General features: G+C 73.4%; 19 protein-coding genes. 8 read left to right on the top strand and 11 right to left on the bottom strand.

What is annotated here, in order from left to right; translation table 11 throughout:
- Positions 1–72 precede the first annotated feature (72 nt).
- The 5 genes from ACFUUZ_RS26895 to ACFUUZ_RS26875 are packed head-to-tail and all read right to left on the bottom strand — an operon-like array spanning position 73 to position 4,613.
- Entirely contained in the window at positions 73–813 is a 741-nt protein-coding gene (locus ACFUUZ_RS26895; RefSeq protein ID WP_378700938.1) for a phosphoglyceromutase, read from the bottom strand.
- Positions 810–1,775: an ROK family protein gene (locus tag ACFUUZ_RS26890; RefSeq protein WP_378700936.1), complete on the bottom strand. Its 966-nt coding sequence runs from the start codon at positions 1,773–1,775 to the stop codon at positions 810–812. Before ACFUUZ_RS26890 ends, ACFUUZ_RS26895 begins: the two co-directional genes overlap by 4 nt.
- Positions 1,776–1,827: 52 nt before the next feature.
- The gene (locus tag ACFUUZ_RS26885; protein WP_378700934.1) at positions 1,828–2,322 is read right to left on the bottom strand and encodes a YbjN domain-containing protein; all 495 of its coding nucleotides are present in this window, start codon (positions 2,320–2,322) and stop codon (positions 1,828–1,830) included.
- Positions 2,319–3,737: a D-inositol-3-phosphate glycosyltransferase gene (gene mshA, locus ACFUUZ_RS26880; RefSeq protein WP_378700931.1), complete on the bottom strand. Its 1,419-nt coding sequence runs from the start codon at positions 3,735–3,737 to the stop codon at positions 2,319–2,321. Before mshA ends, ACFUUZ_RS26885 begins: the two co-directional genes overlap by 4 nt.
- Positions 3,738–3,791: 54 nt before the next feature.
- Positions 3,792–4,613, bottom strand: coding sequence for an alpha/beta fold hydrolase (locus tag ACFUUZ_RS26875; protein ID WP_378700929.1), 822 nt, complete (start codon positions 4,611–4,613; stop codon positions 3,792–3,794).
- Between the two features lie 45 nt (positions 4,614–4,658).
- Between ACFUUZ_RS26875 and ACFUUZ_RS26870 the strand changes: the two genes are divergently transcribed.
- Together ACFUUZ_RS26870 and mscL are read left to right on the top strand one after the other, a co-directional pair.
- Positions 4,659–5,393, top strand: a complete 735-nt coding sequence (locus ACFUUZ_RS26870; RefSeq protein ID WP_378700927.1) for an SDR family NAD(P)-dependent oxidoreductase — start codon at positions 4,659–4,661, stop codon at positions 5,391–5,393.
- Between the two features lie 75 nt (positions 5,394–5,468).
- Positions 5,469–5,951, top strand: a complete 483-nt coding sequence (gene mscL / locus ACFUUZ_RS26865) for a large conductance mechanosensitive channel protein MscL (RefSeq protein ID WP_378700925.1) — start codon at positions 5,469–5,471, stop codon at positions 5,949–5,951.
- On the opposite strand, the gene ACFUUZ_RS26860 is transcribed toward mscL, so the two are convergent.
- Together ACFUUZ_RS26860 and ACFUUZ_RS26855 are read right to left on the bottom strand one after the other, a co-directional pair.
- Positions 5,948–7,087 (bottom strand): Ig-like domain-containing protein, encoded by a 1,140-nt coding sequence (locus tag ACFUUZ_RS26860; protein ID WP_378700923.1) that lies wholly within the window; start codon positions 7,085–7,087, stop codon positions 5,948–5,950. The genes mscL and ACFUUZ_RS26860 overlap by 4 nt on opposite strands.
- Before the next feature lie 83 nt (positions 7,088–7,170).
- Positions 7,171–8,262 (bottom strand): UDP-N-acetylmuramate dehydrogenase, encoded by a 1,092-nt coding sequence (locus ACFUUZ_RS26855; RefSeq protein WP_378700966.1) that lies wholly within the window; start codon positions 8,260–8,262, stop codon positions 7,171–7,173.
- 40 nt (positions 8,263–8,302) lie between these two features.
- Between ACFUUZ_RS26855 and ACFUUZ_RS26850 the strand changes: the two genes are divergently transcribed.
- The 3 genes from ACFUUZ_RS26850 to ACFUUZ_RS26840 all read left to right on the top strand — a co-directional run bounded on the left by ACFUUZ_RS26850 (position 8,303) and on the right by ACFUUZ_RS26840 (position 10,198).
- Positions 8,303–8,788: a DUF2505 domain-containing protein gene (locus ACFUUZ_RS26850; RefSeq protein ID WP_378700921.1), complete on the top strand. Its 486-nt coding sequence runs from the start codon at positions 8,303–8,305 to the stop codon at positions 8,786–8,788.
- A 103-nt stretch (positions 8,789–8,891) separates the two neighbouring features.
- Positions 8,892–9,410 (top strand): DUF2505 domain-containing protein, encoded by a 519-nt coding sequence (locus tag ACFUUZ_RS26845; RefSeq protein WP_378700919.1) that lies wholly within the window; start codon positions 8,892–8,894, stop codon positions 9,408–9,410.
- Positions 9,380–10,198 carry a class I SAM-dependent methyltransferase gene (locus ACFUUZ_RS26840; RefSeq protein WP_378700917.1) on the top strand — a complete coding sequence of 273 codons (819 nt, stop codon included), beginning with the start codon at positions 9,380–9,382 and terminating at the stop codon, positions 10,196–10,198. Before ACFUUZ_RS26845 ends, ACFUUZ_RS26840 begins: the two co-directional genes overlap by 31 nt.
- A gap of 109 nt (positions 10,199–10,307) precedes the next feature.
- On the opposite strand, the gene ACFUUZ_RS26835 is transcribed toward ACFUUZ_RS26840, so the two are convergent.
- Positions 10,308–10,904 carry a type IV toxin-antitoxin system AbiEi family antitoxin domain-containing protein gene (locus ACFUUZ_RS26835; RefSeq protein ID WP_378700915.1) on the bottom strand — a complete coding sequence of 199 codons (597 nt, stop codon included), beginning with the start codon at positions 10,902–10,904 and terminating at the stop codon, positions 10,308–10,310.
- A gap of 132 nt (positions 10,905–11,036) precedes the next feature.
- Here ACFUUZ_RS26835 and ACFUUZ_RS26830 point away from each other — a divergent pair, with 132 nt between their 5' ends.
- Positions 11,037–11,765 (top strand): DUF2993 domain-containing protein, encoded by a 729-nt coding sequence (locus tag ACFUUZ_RS26830; RefSeq protein WP_378700913.1) that lies wholly within the window; start codon positions 11,037–11,039, stop codon positions 11,763–11,765.
- Between the two features lie 2 nt (positions 11,766–11,767).
- On the opposite strand, the gene deoC is transcribed toward ACFUUZ_RS26830, so the two are convergent.
- Positions 11,768–12,436: a deoxyribose-phosphate aldolase gene (gene deoC / locus ACFUUZ_RS26825; protein ID WP_378700911.1), complete on the bottom strand. Its 669-nt coding sequence runs from the start codon at positions 12,434–12,436 to the stop codon at positions 11,768–11,770.
- A gap of 71 nt (positions 12,437–12,507) precedes the next feature.
- Between deoC and ACFUUZ_RS26820 the strand changes: the two genes are divergently transcribed.
- The gene (locus tag ACFUUZ_RS26820) at positions 12,508–13,020 is read left to right on the top strand and encodes a GNAT family N-acetyltransferase (protein ID WP_378700909.1); all 513 of its coding nucleotides are present in this window, start codon (positions 12,508–12,510) and stop codon (positions 13,018–13,020) included.
- Positions 13,021–13,042: 22 nt separating this feature from the next.
- Positions 13,043–13,924, top strand: coding sequence for a formyltetrahydrofolate deformylase (gene purU, locus ACFUUZ_RS26815; protein WP_378700907.1), 882 nt, complete (start codon positions 13,043–13,045; stop codon positions 13,922–13,924).
- On the opposite strand, the gene ACFUUZ_RS26810 is transcribed toward purU, so the two are convergent.
- Both ACFUUZ_RS26810 and ACFUUZ_RS26805 read right to left on the bottom strand, forming a co-directional pair.
- On the bottom strand, positions 13,921–14,928 hold the full coding sequence (locus ACFUUZ_RS26810; protein WP_378700905.1) for an alpha/beta fold hydrolase: 1,008 nt from the start codon (positions 14,926–14,928) through the stop codon (positions 13,921–13,923). The genes purU and ACFUUZ_RS26810 overlap by 4 nt on opposite strands.
- A gap of 69 nt (positions 14,929–14,997) precedes the next feature.
- Positions 14,998–15,294: a DUF2516 family protein gene (locus tag ACFUUZ_RS26805; RefSeq protein WP_378700903.1), complete on the bottom strand. Its 297-nt coding sequence runs from the start codon at positions 15,292–15,294 to the stop codon at positions 14,998–15,000.
- Positions 15,295–15,342 lie beyond the last annotated feature (48 nt).

Raw genomic sequence — 15,342 nt, 5'->3', positions numbered from 1 at the left:
ACTTAGCTGCCCGCCGAAACGACCGGAGCCCGGCTCCGCGCAGGGAACCGGGCTCCGATCGAGCGGGGGGTGCTACTTTGCGCCGCCCTGGTTCGCGACCGCGGCGGCGCCCGCGGCGGCGGCCTCCGGGTCCAGGTACTCGGCGGGGCGCACCGGCTTCAGGTTCTCGTCCAGCTCGTAGCGGAGCGGGATGCCGGTGGGGATGTTCAGCCCGGCGATGTCGTCGTCGGAGATCCCGTCGAGGTGCTTGACCAGGGCGCGCAGCGAGTTGCCGTGCGCGGCGACCAGCACGGTCTTCCCGGCCACCAGGTCCGGCGCGATGGTGGATTCCCAGTACGGCAGGAAGCGCTGCACGACGTCGAGCAGGCACTCGGTCTTCGGCACGTCGATGCCCGCGTAGCGCGGGTCGCCCTCCTGGCTGTACTCGTTGCCCGGATCGATCGGCGGCGGCGGGGTGTCGTAGCTGCGGCGCCAGAGCATGAACTGGTCCTCGCCGTACTGGTCGCGCACCTGGGCCTTGTTCTTGCCCTGCAGGTCGCCGTAGTGCCGCTCGTTCAGCCGCCAGTCCCGGACAACCGGGATCCAGTGCCGGTCGGCGGCGTCCAGCGCGATGTTGGCGGTGCTGATGGCGCGGCGCAGCAGCGAGGTGTAGACGATGTCGGGCAGGATCCCGTGCTCGGCGAGCAGCCTGCCCGCCTTCTTGCCCTCGGCGACACCCTTGTCGGTGAGGTGCACGTCCACCCAGCCGGTGAACAGGTTCAGGGCGTTCCATTCGCTCTCGCCGTGGCGCAGCAGCACGAGGGTGTACGTCATGCGGGCCATTCTGGCACGTCACCGGTGTTCGCCTCCGGCCCGGCGGCGAGCACCGCGGCGCCCGCGAGGGTGGCGCCCGCGGCGAGCTCCGAGGGCAGCACCCGCAGCGGCCGCAGGAAGCCGAGCCTGGCGTGCCTGGTGACGGCGGCGCGCAGCGGCCGCCACAGCGGCTCGCCGGAGGCCGCGAAGCCGCCGCCGATCACCACCAGGTCGATGTCGAGCGTGGCGGCGGCCGAGGAGACCGCCCGACCCAGCGCGGTGCCCGCGCGCTCCAGGGCGGCCAGCGCGGTCGAGTTGCCCGCCGCGGCGGCATCCGCCAGCTCGGCGCCGGTGCTGCCGCGCCAGCCGTGCGACCTGGCCCAGCGCACGGACGACGGCCCGCTCGCCACCGCCTCCACGCAGCCGAAGCCGCCGCAGGCGCACGGCACCTCCTCGCCGGGCACCACGATGTGGCCGACGTGCCCGGCATTGCCGGTCCGCCCGGTCAGCACCCGGCCGCCCGCCAGGATGCCGCCGCCGATGCCGGAGGAGACGGTCATGGCGAGCGCGTCCCCGACGCCGCGCAGCGCGCCCGCGCGCTGTTCGGCCAGCGCCAGGCAGGCGCCGTCGATGGCGAAGCGCACGGCGGCGCCGGGAAAGAGCGCGCGCACCGAGTCCACGATCGGGAACCCGCGCCGCCACTCGGGGATATTGATCGGCCCGGTGACGCCCGCGGTGACATCCACCGGGCCCGCGGCGCCGATCCCGACGGCCTCGACCGGCTCGCCGCCCGCGACCTCGACCAGGAGGTCACGGCAGACCTCCCACACCCCGGTCGCGGGCACATCGGCCCGGTGCACGGCGCCGAGCCCGAACTCGGCGGGCGCGCAGTCATCCGGCGGCCGCGCGGAGCCTCCCGAATCCGCGCCCACCCGCGCGGCCGCGAACTTCGTCGCCCCGATATCGAGCGCGATCCACGTCATCGGCGGCACCGCCGGAACATCTGCCTCACCGGGTGATTGTCACCCGGACCGGTCAGCCCCGGTCGGCGGAATCGACGAGGTGCTCGAAGGCGCGCAGGTTCTTCAGCGATTCACCGCGCGAGACCCGCCACTTCCACTCCTTGCGGATGGACTCCGCGAAGCCGAGCTCCAGCAGGGTGTTGAAGTCCTGGTCGACCGCCTCCAGGATCTGGCCGAAGAGGCGATCCAGCTCGTCGGCGGTGACGGCGTGCGCGGCGACCCGGCCGACCAGGTAGATGTCGCCCACCTTGTCGAGGGTGTAGGCGACGGCGTAGAGCCTGCGGTTGCGGCGCAGCAGGTACTTGTAGACGCCCTCGAAGTTCTCGTCCGGCTTGCGGCAGACGAAGCTCTCCACCCGCAGCCCGTGCGTGCCGACGGTGAGCATGACGTTGGTCTTCAGCTTGCGCTCGCCGGGCAGCACCACCACGAAGGTGCCGTCGGCCGGGCGGGTGTACTCGATCTCCCGCTCGCGCAGCGTGTCCTCGATCAGTTGCGCCGTTCCGGTCATCGGCGTGCTCCCATCCGGCGCCGCCACAGCGCCCGCGTCCGTGCCTGCCCCGGCTCGCCGAAGGCGGGCTCGGGCCTGGCTGCCTGCTCGGCGGTTACCCGCGGTGCGGCGGGATCATTCGCCCTGAGTTCGGCGCGCAGCCGGTCCCCCGCGCGGCGCCGCCCGCCGAACCCGCTCAGCGCGGCGGCGTAGCAGTCGAGCAGCCCGTCCGCGGTGTGCTCCCAGGAGAAGCCCGCCGCGTGCGTGACCGCGGCGGCGCCCATGGCGCGCAGCCGGGGTTCGTCGTCGAGCACGGCGCCGAGCGCGTCCGCCCAGTCCGGGGTGCGGTGGCCGGGGACGAGCAGCCCGGTCTCGCCGTCCCGCACCGCGGTGCCGAGCCCGCCGACGTCGGCGGCGAGCACCGGGGTGCCGCTGGCCTGCGCCTCGATGGCGACCAGGCCGAAGGACTCGTTGTGGCTCGGCACGGCGACCAGGTCGGCGGCTCGGTACACCTGCACCAGCCGCTCCGGCGGCTGCGGCGGAAGGAAGATCACCCGGTCGCCGATGCCGAGCGCGGCGGCCAGCTCGATCAGCGAGTCCGGGCGCTGCAGCCCGGTGCCGGAAGGACCGCCCACGATGAGTACCCGGAGCCTGCGCGTCGGGTCGCGGCGCAGCAGCTCGGCGGCGGCGCGGACCAGCACGTCCGGCGCCTTGAGCGGCTGGATGCGGCCGATGAAGGCGACGATCCGCTCGTCCTGCGGCAGCCCCAGCTCGCGCCGGGCGGCACCGCGGTCACCGGGGTGGTAGCGGGTGAGGTCGGCGCCGGGCGGCACCACGTCCACCCGGTCCGGCGCGGCGCCGTACAGCTCGATGAGCTGCCGCGCCTCCTCGACGGTGTTGGCGATCATCCGGTCGGCCTCGGCGATGACCTGCTTCTCGCCGATCTCCCTGCTGGCAGGCTCGGGGGTGTCGCCGTCGGCGAGCGCGGCGTTCTTCACCGCGGCCAGGGTGTGCGCGGTGTGCACCAGCGGCACCCGCCAGCGGTCCCGCGCCAACCAGCCGACCTGGCCGGAGAGCCAGTAGTGCGAGTGCACCAGGTCGTAGTAGCCGGGCGCCTGCCGCGCCTCCTGGCGCAGCACCTCGGCGGTGAACGGGCACAGCTGGGTGGGCAGGTCGTGCTTGTCCAGCCCCTCGAACGGGCCCGCCACCACATTGCGGACCAGCACGCCGGGCGCCGCCTCCTCGACCGGGGGCAGGTTCGACGACGTCGCGCGGGTGAAGATCTCCACCTCGACCCCGCGCCGGGCCAGCTCCCGCGCGGTCTGCAGCACGTAGACGTTCATTCCACCCGCATCGCCGGTGCCGGGCTGGGCCACCGGGGAGGTATGGACCGACAGCACGGCGATGCGACGCGGACGATGAATCACACCCTCCATAGTGCACCGGTGGCAGGCACCGGCCACCACGGCTTCGCACTGAGGTGAGAGCGGTCACAGGGAGTCGGCGAACTCCGTCACCTCGGCCACCCAGCGGGCGCGGTCCTCCAGGAAGAGCCCGTGCTTGGCGCCCTCCCAGTACGACCCGCGCGCCCGCGGCGCGGTCTCCGCGATGTAGCGGCCGTTCGCCACCGGCACCACCGGGTCCGCGGAGCCGTGCAGGACCAGGACCGGGATGTCCAGCGCGCGCAGCGCCGCGGAGTTGTCGACGGTGCGGTAGAACAGCGCCTTGCGCACCGCGGGCGGGGTGGCCAGGCTGGCGCCGAAGAGCCGCTGCGCGTCCACCCCGCGCTCCCGGCTCGGCCCGGTGTTGGCGTCGCCGAACGCGCCGAACGCGCGCAGCGCCCGCCCCGGGCTCGCCTCGAACACCCCCGGCATCGCCTCCCGCAGCGCGGGGCCGGGCTCGGCGCCGGGCACGCCCTTGCCGATGCTCGCCATGGCGCCGGTGTAGATCGCGCCCGCCACCGCGGCGGTGCCGTGCGCGGCCAGGTAGTCGGTGAGCACGATGCCGCCGTAGGACCAGCCGAGCAGTACCGCACCGCGCTCGATGCCCGCGTCGGCGAGGACCGCGGCCACATCGGCGGCCCAGTTCGCCGGGTTGTCGTAGCCGGTCGCCGGGGCGCCGGAGTAGCCGTGGCCGCGCAGGTCCACCGCGAGGACCCGGAAGCGCTCGGCCAGGTCGTCGGCGGCCCCGCCCCAGCAGCGCAGATCGGCGGACCAGCCGTGCAGCAGCACCAGCGGTCGCGCGTCATCGGGGCCGCTCGACCGGTAGACGATGCCGGTGCCGTCAGCGCTTGCCACTTCCCGTATAGCCATTCCCAGACGGTAGCCCGGACCACGGTCCGCCTAGGATCGAGAACCATGAGCAGCTTGAATGCCGTGGTGACCGGAGCCAGCTCGGGGATCGGGGAGGCCACCGCGCGGCAACTCGCCGCCCAGGGCTACCACGTCTACGTCGGCGCCCGGCGGCTGGACCGGCTGCGCGCGCTGGCCGACGAGATCGGCGGCACCGCGCTGGAGCTCGACATCACCTCGGACGAGTCGGTGGCCGCCTTCACAGACACGATCCAGGCCGCTTCGGTCCTGGTGAACAACGCGGGCGGCGCCAAGGGGCTGGCCCCGGTCACCGAGGCCGACCTGGACGACTGGCGCTGGATGTGGGAGACGAACGTGCTCGGCACGCTGCGCGTCACCAAGGCGCTGCTGCCGAAGCTGATCGAGTCCGGCGACGGCCTGATCGTCACCATCACCTCGGTGGCCGCCTTCCACGCCTACGACAACGGCTCCGGCTACACCTCGGCCAAGCACGCCCAGGCGGTGCTGCACCGCACCCTGCGCGGCGAGCTGCTCGGCAAGCCGGTGCGGCTCACCGAGATCGCGCCCGGCGCGGTGGAGACCGAGTTCTCGCTGGTCCGCTTCGCCGGCGACGCGGAGAGGGCGGCCAAGGTCTACGAGGGGATCGACCCGCTGGTGGCGCAGGACATCGCCGAGATCGTCGGCTTCGTCGCCTCCCGCCCGCCGCACGTGAACCTGGACCAGATCACCGTCGCGCCGCGCGACCAGGCCCCGCCCAGCCGCTTCGCGCGCCGCTCCTGAAGCCGCGCGGCCGGTGGGCCGTGCCGTTAGCATCGGACCCGTTCCGCAGTCGAGACGGGTGGGAGTGATCCGGTCGTGTTCAAAGGTTTCCGCGATTTCCTGTTGCGGGGAAACGTCATCGACCTCGCGGTCGCGGTGGTCATGGGGACCGCCTTCACCGCGGTCGTCACCTCGGTGTCGAACGGGCTGATCAACCCGCTGCTCGCGGTCTTCGGCGGCACCGACGAGCTCGGGCTCGGCTTCCGGCTGGTGTCGAGCAAGCCCGCCACCTTCGTGGCGATCGGCCCGATCATCAGCGCGGTGCTGAACTTCGCGATCGTCGCCGCGGTGCTGTACTTCGTGCTGATCATGCCGATGCGGCACCTGACGAACCGGTTCGGCACCAAGAAGGCGGCCGAGCCGACCGAGACCGAGCTGCTCATCGAGATCCGCGACCTGCTCGCGCAGCGGGACGCCGAGGTGGCGCGGCACGAGGCCGACCACAAGCGGGTCGAGGCCGAGGTGGAGGCGGACGCCGCCGCCGACAGGGGCGCCGACCCCGAGCCCCCGCGCCGCTAGAGCGCGGACATCGACTGCCAGGTGGGCCAGTCGATCGCCCAGTCGTAGATGTCGCCGTCCGCCGCGGAGAGCGCGATCGAGGTGTTGGTGACCTCGACCGGGTCGCCGTAGCGGGCGGTCGGGAAGTAGGCGGCGGCGTCCTCCGGGGAGAGGTTGATGCAGCCGTTGGTGACATTGGCCGAGCCCTGCGCCGCCAGCGACTCCGGGTTGGCGTGGATGAACTCGCCGTTGTTGCTGATCCGCACCGCCCAGCGCTCGCGCACGTTCTCGTAGTACGGCGGGTTGGACATGAGGAAGTCCTCGTACTTCTCGGTGACCACGTGGATCCCGGTGCGGGTGACATTGCGCGGCTCGTTGCCCTCGCCGTAGCTGGCGGCGAAGTCGAAGACGGTGGCGCCGTCGCGCACCACCCGGATCCGGTGCGAGGTGGCGTCGGCCTGCACGATCTGGCTGCGGCCGATGGTGAAGTCGGTGGTCAGGTCGGAATCGCCGTAGCTGCCGCCGCCGAGCGCGACGCCGTAGAGCTTGGCGTCCACGTGCACGGTCGTGCCCGGCTGCCAGTAGCTCTTCGGCCGCCAGTGCGCGCGGGCGCCGCCGTCGTCCGGCAGCCAGGCCCACGCCCCCTCGGTGGGCGGGTCGGTGGTGACCGTCAGTGCCTTCTCCGCCGCCGCCTTGTCCGGAACCGGGCCGGTGAACTTCAGGATGATCGGCGCGGCGATGCCGACCTCCTGGCCGTCGCCGATATTCAGCGTGGCCGGGGTGGTCCCGGTCGGCGCCAGCGTGCGGAACGCGCCCGCGATCGGCACCGGCTTGCCGTCGGTGCCGATGGCGGTGCCCGCCCAGGTGTAGGTGGCGTCGTAGCCGAGCGGCTCGGTGACGGTGTACTCGCGCCGGTCCGCGCTGAGCTCGCCCGCGACCTGCTTGCCCGCGGCATTGCTCAGCGCCACCTGGTCGATGGTGCCGTTCGCCACCGAGACCGCGATCCGCGCGGTCGGGCTGACACCGGTGGCGTCGGCGCCGGGGTCGAGCGTGACCTCGGCGACCGGCTCGGCCGGCCCGGCGCCCGGCCCGGAGCCGTCGGAGCCGCAGCTCGCGAGCAGCAGCGCGAGCACGGAGAGCACGATGGCCGCGAGCACGGCCGCTGACCTTCGGAAAGCCTGGCGTATGCGCACTTCCTCGAATCTACGCCCGGTGCCGCGCTACCGCCGGTGCGATCGGGTCACACGGTGAGCCCGACCGTGACCGGCTCCGGGTGCAGCCGGACGCCGAACCGCTCGGCGACCCCGTCGCGCACGGTGTGCGCCAGCGCCACCAGGTCGGCGGCGGTGGCGGCGCCGCGGTTGGTGAGCGCCAGCGTGTGCTTGGTGGAGAGCCGGGCGGGGGCATCGGCGCCCGGGAAACCCTTGCCGAACCCGGCCCGCTCGATCAGCCAGCCCGCGGAGAACTTCACCCCGTCCGGCGCCGGGTAGACCGGCACCGGAACGTCGCCGACCCGCGCCGCGATGGCCGCCCGCACCCGCTCCACCTCGGGCTCCGGCACCACCGGGTTGGTGAAGAAGGAGCCCGCGCTCCAGGTGTCGTGGTCGGCGTCGTTCAGCACCATGCCCTTGCTCGCGCGCAGCCGCAGCACCGCGTCGCGCACCTCGGCGGCGGGCCTGGTCTCGCCCTCCTGGGCGCCGAAGATGCCCGCCAGCTCCCGGTAGCGCAGCGGCGCGCTGGCGCCGGTCGGGTCGAGCGCGAACTCCACCGCGAGCACGACGGCGGCATCCGAGTGCTTGAGCACGCTGGTCCGGTAGCCGAAGCCGAGCTCGGCGGGCTCGGCCCAGCGGACCGCGCCGCTCGCCCGGTCCAGCAGCCGGACCCGGCGCAGCAGCCCGGCCACCTCGACGCCGTACGCGCCGACGTTCTGCACCGGGGTCGCGCCCGCCGAGCCCGGGATGCCGGAGAGGCACTCCAGCCCGCCGAACCCGGCGGCGACGGTCCGCGCCACCACGTCGTCCCAGACCGCGCCCGCATCGGCCAGCACCGAGTCGGCGGTCAGCTCGACCCCTGCGCTCGCGATCCGCACCACGACGCCGGGGAAGCCCTCGTCCGCGATCAGCAGGTTCGAACCGCCCGCCAGCAGCAGCACCGGGATCCCCGCCGCGTCCAGCGCGCCGACGGTGCGGACCAGGGACGTCTCATCGGCACATTCGGCCACGGTCGCGGGGCCGCCGACGCGCAGCGTCGTCAGCCCGGCCAGCGGCACGTCAGGCCGCACGTCGGCGCCGGAATCGGCCAGCAGTTCGCGCACCTCGTCCGAGGACACCACCCGAGTAGATCGCACGCTGGAGACGGTAGCGTGTCCGACCATGGCGACCCCCCTGGCGTACACCGCCCGCTACACCCATTCGGCCGCGGCCGTGCGCGCGGCGATCGCCGACGAGCAGTACTGGAAGGACCGGATCGCCGAGGTCGGCGGGCCGAATGCCAGGCTGGACTCGATCACCATCGAGGGCGACCGGGTGCGGGCCGAGCTGGTGCAGGCCATCGCCGCCGAGCTGCTCCCCGCCGCGATCACCGCGGTGCGGCCGGGCGACCTGATCATCCCGCGGGTCGAGGAGTGGGTCGGCGACACCGGCACCTTCACCGCCAAGGTCGATGGCGCCCCCGCCGAGGTGCGCGGCAGTATCGCGCTGGCCGCGGAGGGCGAGGGGGCGGTGGCGACCATCACCGGGACCATCGAGGTCAAGGTGCCGCTCTTCGGCGGGAAGATCGAGGCGGCCATCGCCGAGCGGCTCACCGAGCTGCTCGGCAACGAGGCCGAATTCACCGACACCTGGCTCGCCCGGCACTGAGGATGGGGCGCGGCACCATGCCGCGGGCGGGCGGATTGTGGGCGTTCCCCACATCGCCCGCCGTGTGCCGGCCGGCGCGCGGGCACCGGTAACGTGTCCGCTCATGGCTCGCCGACTCGACTACTCCGCCCGCTACCCGCTGCACACCACCAAGGAGCTGTACGCGGCGCTGTCGACCCGCGACTACTGGGAGGCCAGGGTCGAGGAGATGCGGAAGTACTCGCCGAACCACGTGGTCAGTGTGGACGCCGCGGAGACCGGCATCGAGGTGGTGCTGGAGCACATCATCCCGCGCGAGATGCTGCCGGAGATGGCCCAGACCGTGATCCGCAAGGACATGGTGATCACCCGCAAGGAGAGCTGGGGCCCGTTCCGCGAGGACGAGGTGCACGGCAAGTACTCGGCCTCCATCCCGGCCGGGCCGGGCAGCCTGAACGGCACCATCCGGCTCTTCCCCACCGAGACCGGCAGCACCATCCGCTTCTCCTCCGAGGCCAAGGTCTTCATTCCCATGGTCGGGCCGCGGCTGGAGCAGCTGATCCTGGTGAACCTGGTCGACCTGTTCCGCGGCGAGGCCGAAGAGACGCTGAAGTGGCTGGAAGCGGGCACTCCGGCGCACTGAGCGGGCGGCCGGTCGGCACCGTCACCCGCGGGACCACCGGGGTCAATCGGCTGCGCCGCAGCGACCGGCAGCTGGTGGCCGACCCGCTGGTCCGCGCCCGGCTGCTCGAGGCCGCCGACCCGCTGGTGGTGGATCTCGGCTACGGCGCGCAGCCGTGGACCACGCTGGAGCTGGCCGCGCGGCTGCGCGCGGTGCGCGCCGACGTCAGGGTGGTCGGGCTCGAGATCGATCCGGAGCGGGTGGTGCCCGCTCGGGATGGGGTCACCTTCGCCCGCGGCGGTTTCGAGCTGGCCGGGCTGCGGCCGACCCTGGTGCGCGCCTTCAACGTGCTGCGCCAGTACCCGGAGTCGGCGGTGCCGGAGGCGTGGGGGACGGTGCTCGGAAAGCTGGCCCCCGGCGGCCTGCTGGTCGACGGCACCTGCGACGAGCTGGGCAGGCGCTGCGCCTGGGTCCTGCTCGACCGCACCGGCCCGCTGACGCTCACCCTGGCCTGGGACCCGTTCACCGTCGAGCGCCCCTCCGATATCGCGGAGCGGCTGCCCAAGGCGCTCATCCACCGCAATGTGCCAGGCGAGCCGGTGCACGCCCTGCTCACCGCCGCCGACCGGGCCTGGGCGCAGGCCGCGCCGGTCGCCCCCTTCGGGCCGCGGTTCCGCTGGCGGGTCGCCGCCGAAGCGCTTGCCGCGCAGGGTGTCCCGCTGCGCCGCTTCCGCCGCCGCATGCGCGACTGCGTCCTCAGCGTGCCGTGGGGTTACGTCGCCCCGACGGACGCGGCACCGCTGTCCTGAACCAGCCGTTCCGCCGCCGGGCGGCGATCGCGCACAGCGCCCACCGCACCCGCGAACCACCGGCGCACGGCCACAGCCCGGCATCCGCGCACGCCGCGGCGGCCAGGGGCTACACCGCTGCCAACGCGCGATACACGCGGGCAGCGGCGCGGGGCGCGAGGCCGGTGCCCCCGGCCCGGATCTCCCCCGCCGTGCACCGCCCGATGGCGACGGCATCCGCCACCACCTCGTCCAGCGCGACCTGCGCGATATCCCCCTCGGCGAGGTCGAGCACGGTGCGCACCGGCGTTGTCACCAGGAACGGCCCGGCCGACTCCACCTCGTCCCCGGCCAGCGCCCGGCGCAGCACGACGACCCGCGGCGTCACCGGCGGCCGCCCGGCGGGCACCGAGAGGTGCAGGAAGCGCGGGCGCAGCCTGCCGAGCCCGTGCAGGTCGGCGGCGCTCTGGTGGGAGACCGCCACCTCGTCGTCGAACCAGGCCGCCCACATGGCGTACTCGTCCAGCGGCCCGACCGGCGACCCGGCGATCCGCAGCATCCCCATGGCGGCCCGCGCTATCGAGCCGTCCTCCAGCCCGGCGCGCACCCGCGCCTCGCAGCCCGCGCGCATGACCTGCCGCGCCGTGAAGTAGCCGGCGTGCCGCGCCGCCAGTTCACGCAGTTCCGCCCAGCCGTGCAAGCGGCGGCTCGCATCGTTGCCCGCCATGATCCGAGATTACGCCGTAAGGCTGTGCCGCATGTCACATTTCGTCCGGTTCGGTCCCAACCCGCGGACATTGGCAGAGCCTTCACCGTGTCCACAGAACCGGCTCAGAAATCTGCGGAAGAATCGAGCGGCATGAGCACAGCACCGTCCCTCGCCCGGCGCACCGACCGGCGGCGTCCGCTGGTGATCGCCCTCGTCGTGGTCGTTCTCCTGCTCGGCAGCGCCATCGTCGGCACCGAGGCCTACGCCAGGCACCGGGTCTCGGAATGCATCAGTTCCCAGTTCGAGCGCGAGATGGGCTCGGCCATCGACGTCTCCTTCGGCCCGAAGCCGCTGCTGCTCACCTACCTCGACGGCAAGGTGCCCGAGGTGACGGTGGACAGCAGGGACAACCGCTTCGGCCCGGCCGAGGGCATGGTCGTGCACGCCACCTTCTCCGACGTCGTCCTGAACGACGACGGCGGCGGCAGCGTCGGCGGATCCTCCGCCGACGTCACCTGGAGCAACGAGGGGATCGCGCAGACCCTCACCGGCATGGTGAGCGGGGTGCAGTCCTCGGCGGACAGCGGCACCGTCACCATGGACGTGCTCGGCGGGCTGGCCCAGCTCGAGGTGCGCCCGCAGGTGCGCGCCGACCGGGTCGACGTGGACACCACCGCGGCCCAGTTCCTCGGTATCGGGCTCCCCACCGACCTGGTGCAGGGCATCGTCGACCTGTTCACCGAGAGCCTGCAGGCCTTCCCGATCGGCATGCGCGCGGACCGGATCGCCGTCACCGACAGCGGCATCGACGTGCACCTCACCGGCGGCCACTTCGACCTGACCACCGACCAGAACAGCAACCAGGAGATCCGCTGCTGAGCTCAGCCCGCGAAGCCGTCCAGCACCGCGCGCGAGCCGGAGAGGCCGAGCCGGGTGGCGCCCGCGGCGAGCAGCTCCGCGGCGGCCGCCGCCGTGCGGATGCCGCCGCTGGCCTTGACCCCGAGCCGCCCGCCCACCGTCTCGGCCATCAGCCGCACCGCGGCCACGCTCGCCCCGCCCGCCGGGTGGAAGCCGGTGGAGGTCTTGACGAAGTCCGCCCCCGCCCGCTCGGCCGCCAGGCACACCTCGACGATGGCCTCGTCGCGCAGCGCGGCGGATTCGATGATGACCTTGAGCACCGCCCGCTCGCCGACCGCCTCGCGCACCGTGACGATGTCGGCGAGCACCGCGGCGTAGTCGCCCGCGACGGCGGCGCCGACATCGATCACCATGTCCACCTCGTCCGCGCCCTGCTGCACCGCGAGCCGCGCCTCGGCCCCCTTCACCAGCGAGTGGTGCTTGCCGGAGGGGAAGCCCGCCACGGTCGCGACCACCAACCCCGGCGCCCGCACCGGCAGCATGGCCGGCGAGACGCAGATCGCCAGTACGCCGAGCTCGCGCGCCTCGTCGATCAGCGCGGCGACCCGGGCAGGCGTCGCCTCCGGGGCGAGCAGGGTGTGGTCGATGACGGCGGCGACTTCGGCCCGGCTCGGCCACGCGGGTTCTGCCATGAGGTGAAAGTCTGGCACACGGGTGGCGAATTACATTGCGTGCCCGCAGCGCTCGAGGGGAGAGTGGAGCCGTGCTGATCCGCCGTGAACGCCCCGCCGACATCGCCGGGATCGCCGCCGTGCACCGCAGCGCGTTCGCCGACCCCGCCGTCCCCGACCCGGTCGAGGTGGGGTTGGTCGACGCGCTGCGCGGCGGCGATGCCTGGATCCCGACGCTCTCGCTGGTCGCGGTGGAGCACGGCGCCGTCATCGGGCACACCTGCCTGACCAGGGCCGCGGTCGGGCCGTTCCCGGTGCTCGCGCTCGGCCCGCTCGGGGTGCTGCGGGAGCGGCAGCGCGCGGGCGTCGGCGCGGCGCTGGTGCACGCCGCGCTCGGCGCCGCCGACGCGCTGGACGAGCCGCTGATCGGCCTGCTCGGCAGCCTGGACTACTACCCGCGGTTCGGCTTCGCCCCCGGCGCGCGGTACGGCATCGCGCCGGACAAGCCGGAGTGGGCGACGCACTTCCAGGTGCGCCCGCTCAGCGCCTTCGAGGACCGGATCGCCGGGGATTTCCGCTACGCGGACGCCTTCTACGAGCTCTGACCCGGTTTGCAAGGATGGGCGGATGACCTCCGCCCCGAACGACCGACGCTTCGTGCTGACCCTCGGCTGCCCGGACCGCCCCGGCATCATCGCCAGGATCACCTCGTTCATCGCCGAGTTCGGCGGCTCCATCGTGGAGGCGGGCTACTACTCCGACCCGGACAACGCCTGGTTCTTCACCAGGCAGGCGATCGCGGCCTCGACCGTCCCGTTCGAGCTCGCCGAGCTGCGCGACCGCTTCGCCGGGGTGGCGGCCGATTTCGGGCCAGGCACCGAGTGGCAGCTGCTGGACACCGGCGAGCGCCGCCGCGCGGTGCTGCTGGTCAGCCGGGACGCGCACTGCCTGCACGACCTGCTGGGCCGGGCCACCACCGGCGAGCTACCGGCCACCATCGAGGCGGTGATCGGCAACCACCCCGACCTGGCGGGCATCACCGAGGCGCACGGCATCCGGTTCCACCACGTCCCCTTCCCCAAGGACCCGGCCGAGCGCGGCCCCGCCTTCGCGAAGGTGCGCGAGCTGGTCGACGCGCACGACCCGCACGCGGTCGTGCTCGCCCGCTTCATGCAGGTGCTCCCCGCGCACCTGTGCCAGCACTGGGCCGGGCGGGCGATCAATATCCACCACAGCTTCCTGCCCTCGTTCGTCGGCGCCCGCCCGTACCACCAGGCGTTCGCGCGCGGGGTGAAGCTGATCGGCGCGACCTGCCACTACGTCACCGCCGAGCTGGACGCCGGGCCGATCATCGAGCAGGACGTCACCCGGATCGACCACGCCGACGAGGTGCGCGACATGGTGCGGCAGGGCCGCGACATCGAGCGCGTCGTGCTGGCCCGCGGGCTGCGCTGGCACCTGGAGGGCCGGGTGCTCGTGCACGGCCGCAGGACGGTGATCTTCTCCTAGCCCGCGGCGGGCACCCGCTCGTCGCGCGCGGCGTCGAGCACGCCGGCCAGCTCCGCGTTGAACTCCGGGTAGGCCTCGACATTGCCGAGGTGCCCGGTGGGCAGCTCGGCCTGGCGCCGCAGGTTGCCGTTCGCGCGGAGCAGCTCGGCGATCCGGTCGGCGTGCACCCGCGGGGTCAGGTGGTCGTACTTCCCGGCCAGCACCGTGGTCGGCACGGAGAGGTGCCGCGCCGCGTCGCCGAGGTCCATCTCGGCGAGCAGCAGCCCGAACTTGGCCCGCACCAGCGACGGGCAGGAGCGCACCACGCCCATGCTGTAGTCGAGCAGCTCCCTGGTCGAGCTCGGGTGCATGATGCCGCGGGCGAAGAGCCAGCGGATCGGCGCGACCGGCGGGAAGAGGATCGGCAGCCCGAGCCCGAACCGGCCAACCACCAGCGGCAGCGCCAGCTTGCGGCGCAGGAAGCGCGCCGTGCGGTTGAACCAGGGCAGCACCGTGGTCTCGGCGACCAGCTGCCCGGAGGCGGTATTGGTGAGCAGCACGGCCCGCGCCTGCTCGCGCACCCGCTCCGGGTACCGCGCGGCCCAGGCCTGCACCGTCATCCCGCCCAGGCTGTGCCCGACCAGCACCGCGCGCTCCCCCGGCGCGAGCGCCGCGTCCAGCACCGCGACCAGGTCGTCGGCGAGCAGGTCCATGGTGAGTTTGCTGCGCCCGCGCTCGCTGCGGCCGTGGCCGCGCTGGTCGTAGGCGATCACCCGGTACTCGCCCGCGAAGGTGTTGATCTGCGCGTTCCAGTACTCGATGGCGCAGGTCCAGCCGTGGATCAGCAGCACGGGCTGCGCGTCCTCCGGCCCGTAGGCGTACACCCGCAGCCGGGCGCCGTCGGCGGCGCGCACGTCGAGCGTGCGGCGCGGCGCGGTGGGGCGGTTCAGCAGGGCGGTGGCGTAGGTGCGGGAGCGCAGCCCCGCCCGGTACCCGGCCAACCGGCCCGGCGTTTTCGCACGCATCGGACACTCCTTTGTGTTACTGCTACTTACAGTAACTCCGCGGGAGCGGCAGAGCCAGCCCGGGAAGCGCTACCAGCGCGGCCCGCGCTGCACCTCGTCCACCTTCGGCCGGACATCGGCCAGGTAGATGCCGGTGGCGATGATCGCGATGAAGGCGAACAGGTTCAGGCTCGCGTAGGACAGCAGCAGGAGCAGCAGGGCGCCCGCCAGGATCCCGGCCCAGATCGGCTTCTTCAGCTTGTCGACCGCCGTGAAGGCATCGGCGGGCTGGCGCAGGGCATGGATCAGCGCGAACGCCGTGGCCCCGAAGGCGAGCGCCCAGAGCGCGAGCATGATGATCCAGGTCAGTCCGTTCACCGTGTTCACGCCACCCATGATAGGGGTGCGCCCCCGCGTCCGAGCAGGACGCGGGGG

Origin of the sequence: Nocardia sp. NPDC057353 (assembly GCF_042667085.1) — a bacterium.
Lineage (GTDB): Bacteria > Actinomycetota > Actinomycetes > Mycobacteriales > Mycobacteriaceae > Nocardia.
Note: the sequence above shows the minus strand (reverse complement) of the source record. Positions and strands in the feature narration are given on the sequence as shown.

Bases quoted from the DNA above. Each gene is read 5' to 3' on its own strand.
- ACFUUZ_RS26895 (WP_378700938.1), bottom strand. From the start codon at position 813: ATGACGTACACCCTCGTGCTGCTGCGCCACGGCGAGAGCGAATGGAAC.
- ACFUUZ_RS26890 (WP_378700936.1), bottom strand. From the start codon at position 1,775: ATGACGTGGATCGCGCTCGATATCGGGGCGACGAAGTTCGCGGCCGCG.
- ACFUUZ_RS26885 (WP_378700934.1), bottom strand. From the start codon at position 2,322: ATGACCGGAACGGCGCAACTGATCGAGGACACGCTGCGCGAGCGGGAG.
- mshA (WP_378700931.1), bottom strand. From the start codon at position 3,737: ATGGAGGGTGTGATTCATCGTCCGCGTCGCATCGCCGTGCTGTCGGTC.
- ACFUUZ_RS26875 (WP_378700929.1), bottom strand. From the start codon at position 4,613: ATGGCTATACGGGAAGTGGCAAGCGCTGACGGCACCGGCATCGTCTAC.
- ACFUUZ_RS26870 (WP_378700927.1), top strand. From the start codon at position 4,659: ATGAGCAGCTTGAATGCCGTGGTGACCGGAGCCAGCTCGGGGATCGGG.
- ACFUUZ_RS26850 (WP_378700921.1), top strand. From the start codon at position 8,303: ATGGCGACCCCCCTGGCGTACACCGCCCGCTACACCCATTCGGCCGCG.
- ACFUUZ_RS26845 (WP_378700919.1), top strand. From the start codon at position 8,892: ATGGCTCGCCGACTCGACTACTCCGCCCGCTACCCGCTGCACACCACC.
- ACFUUZ_RS26835 (WP_378700915.1), bottom strand. From the start codon at position 10,904: ATGGCGGGCAACGATGCGAGCCGCCGCTTGCACGGCTGGGCGGAACTG.
- ACFUUZ_RS26830 (WP_378700913.1), top strand. From the start codon at position 11,037: ATGAGCACAGCACCGTCCCTCGCCCGGCGCACCGACCGGCGGCGTCCG.
- deoC (WP_378700911.1), bottom strand. From the start codon at position 12,436: ATGGCAGAACCCGCGTGGCCGAGCCGGGCCGAAGTCGCCGCCGTCATC.
- purU (WP_378700907.1), top strand. From the start codon at position 13,043: ATGACCTCCGCCCCGAACGACCGACGCTTCGTGCTGACCCTCGGCTGC.
- ACFUUZ_RS26810 (WP_378700905.1), bottom strand. From the start codon at position 14,928: ATGCGTGCGAAAACGCCGGGCCGGTTGGCCGGGTACCGGGCGGGGCTG.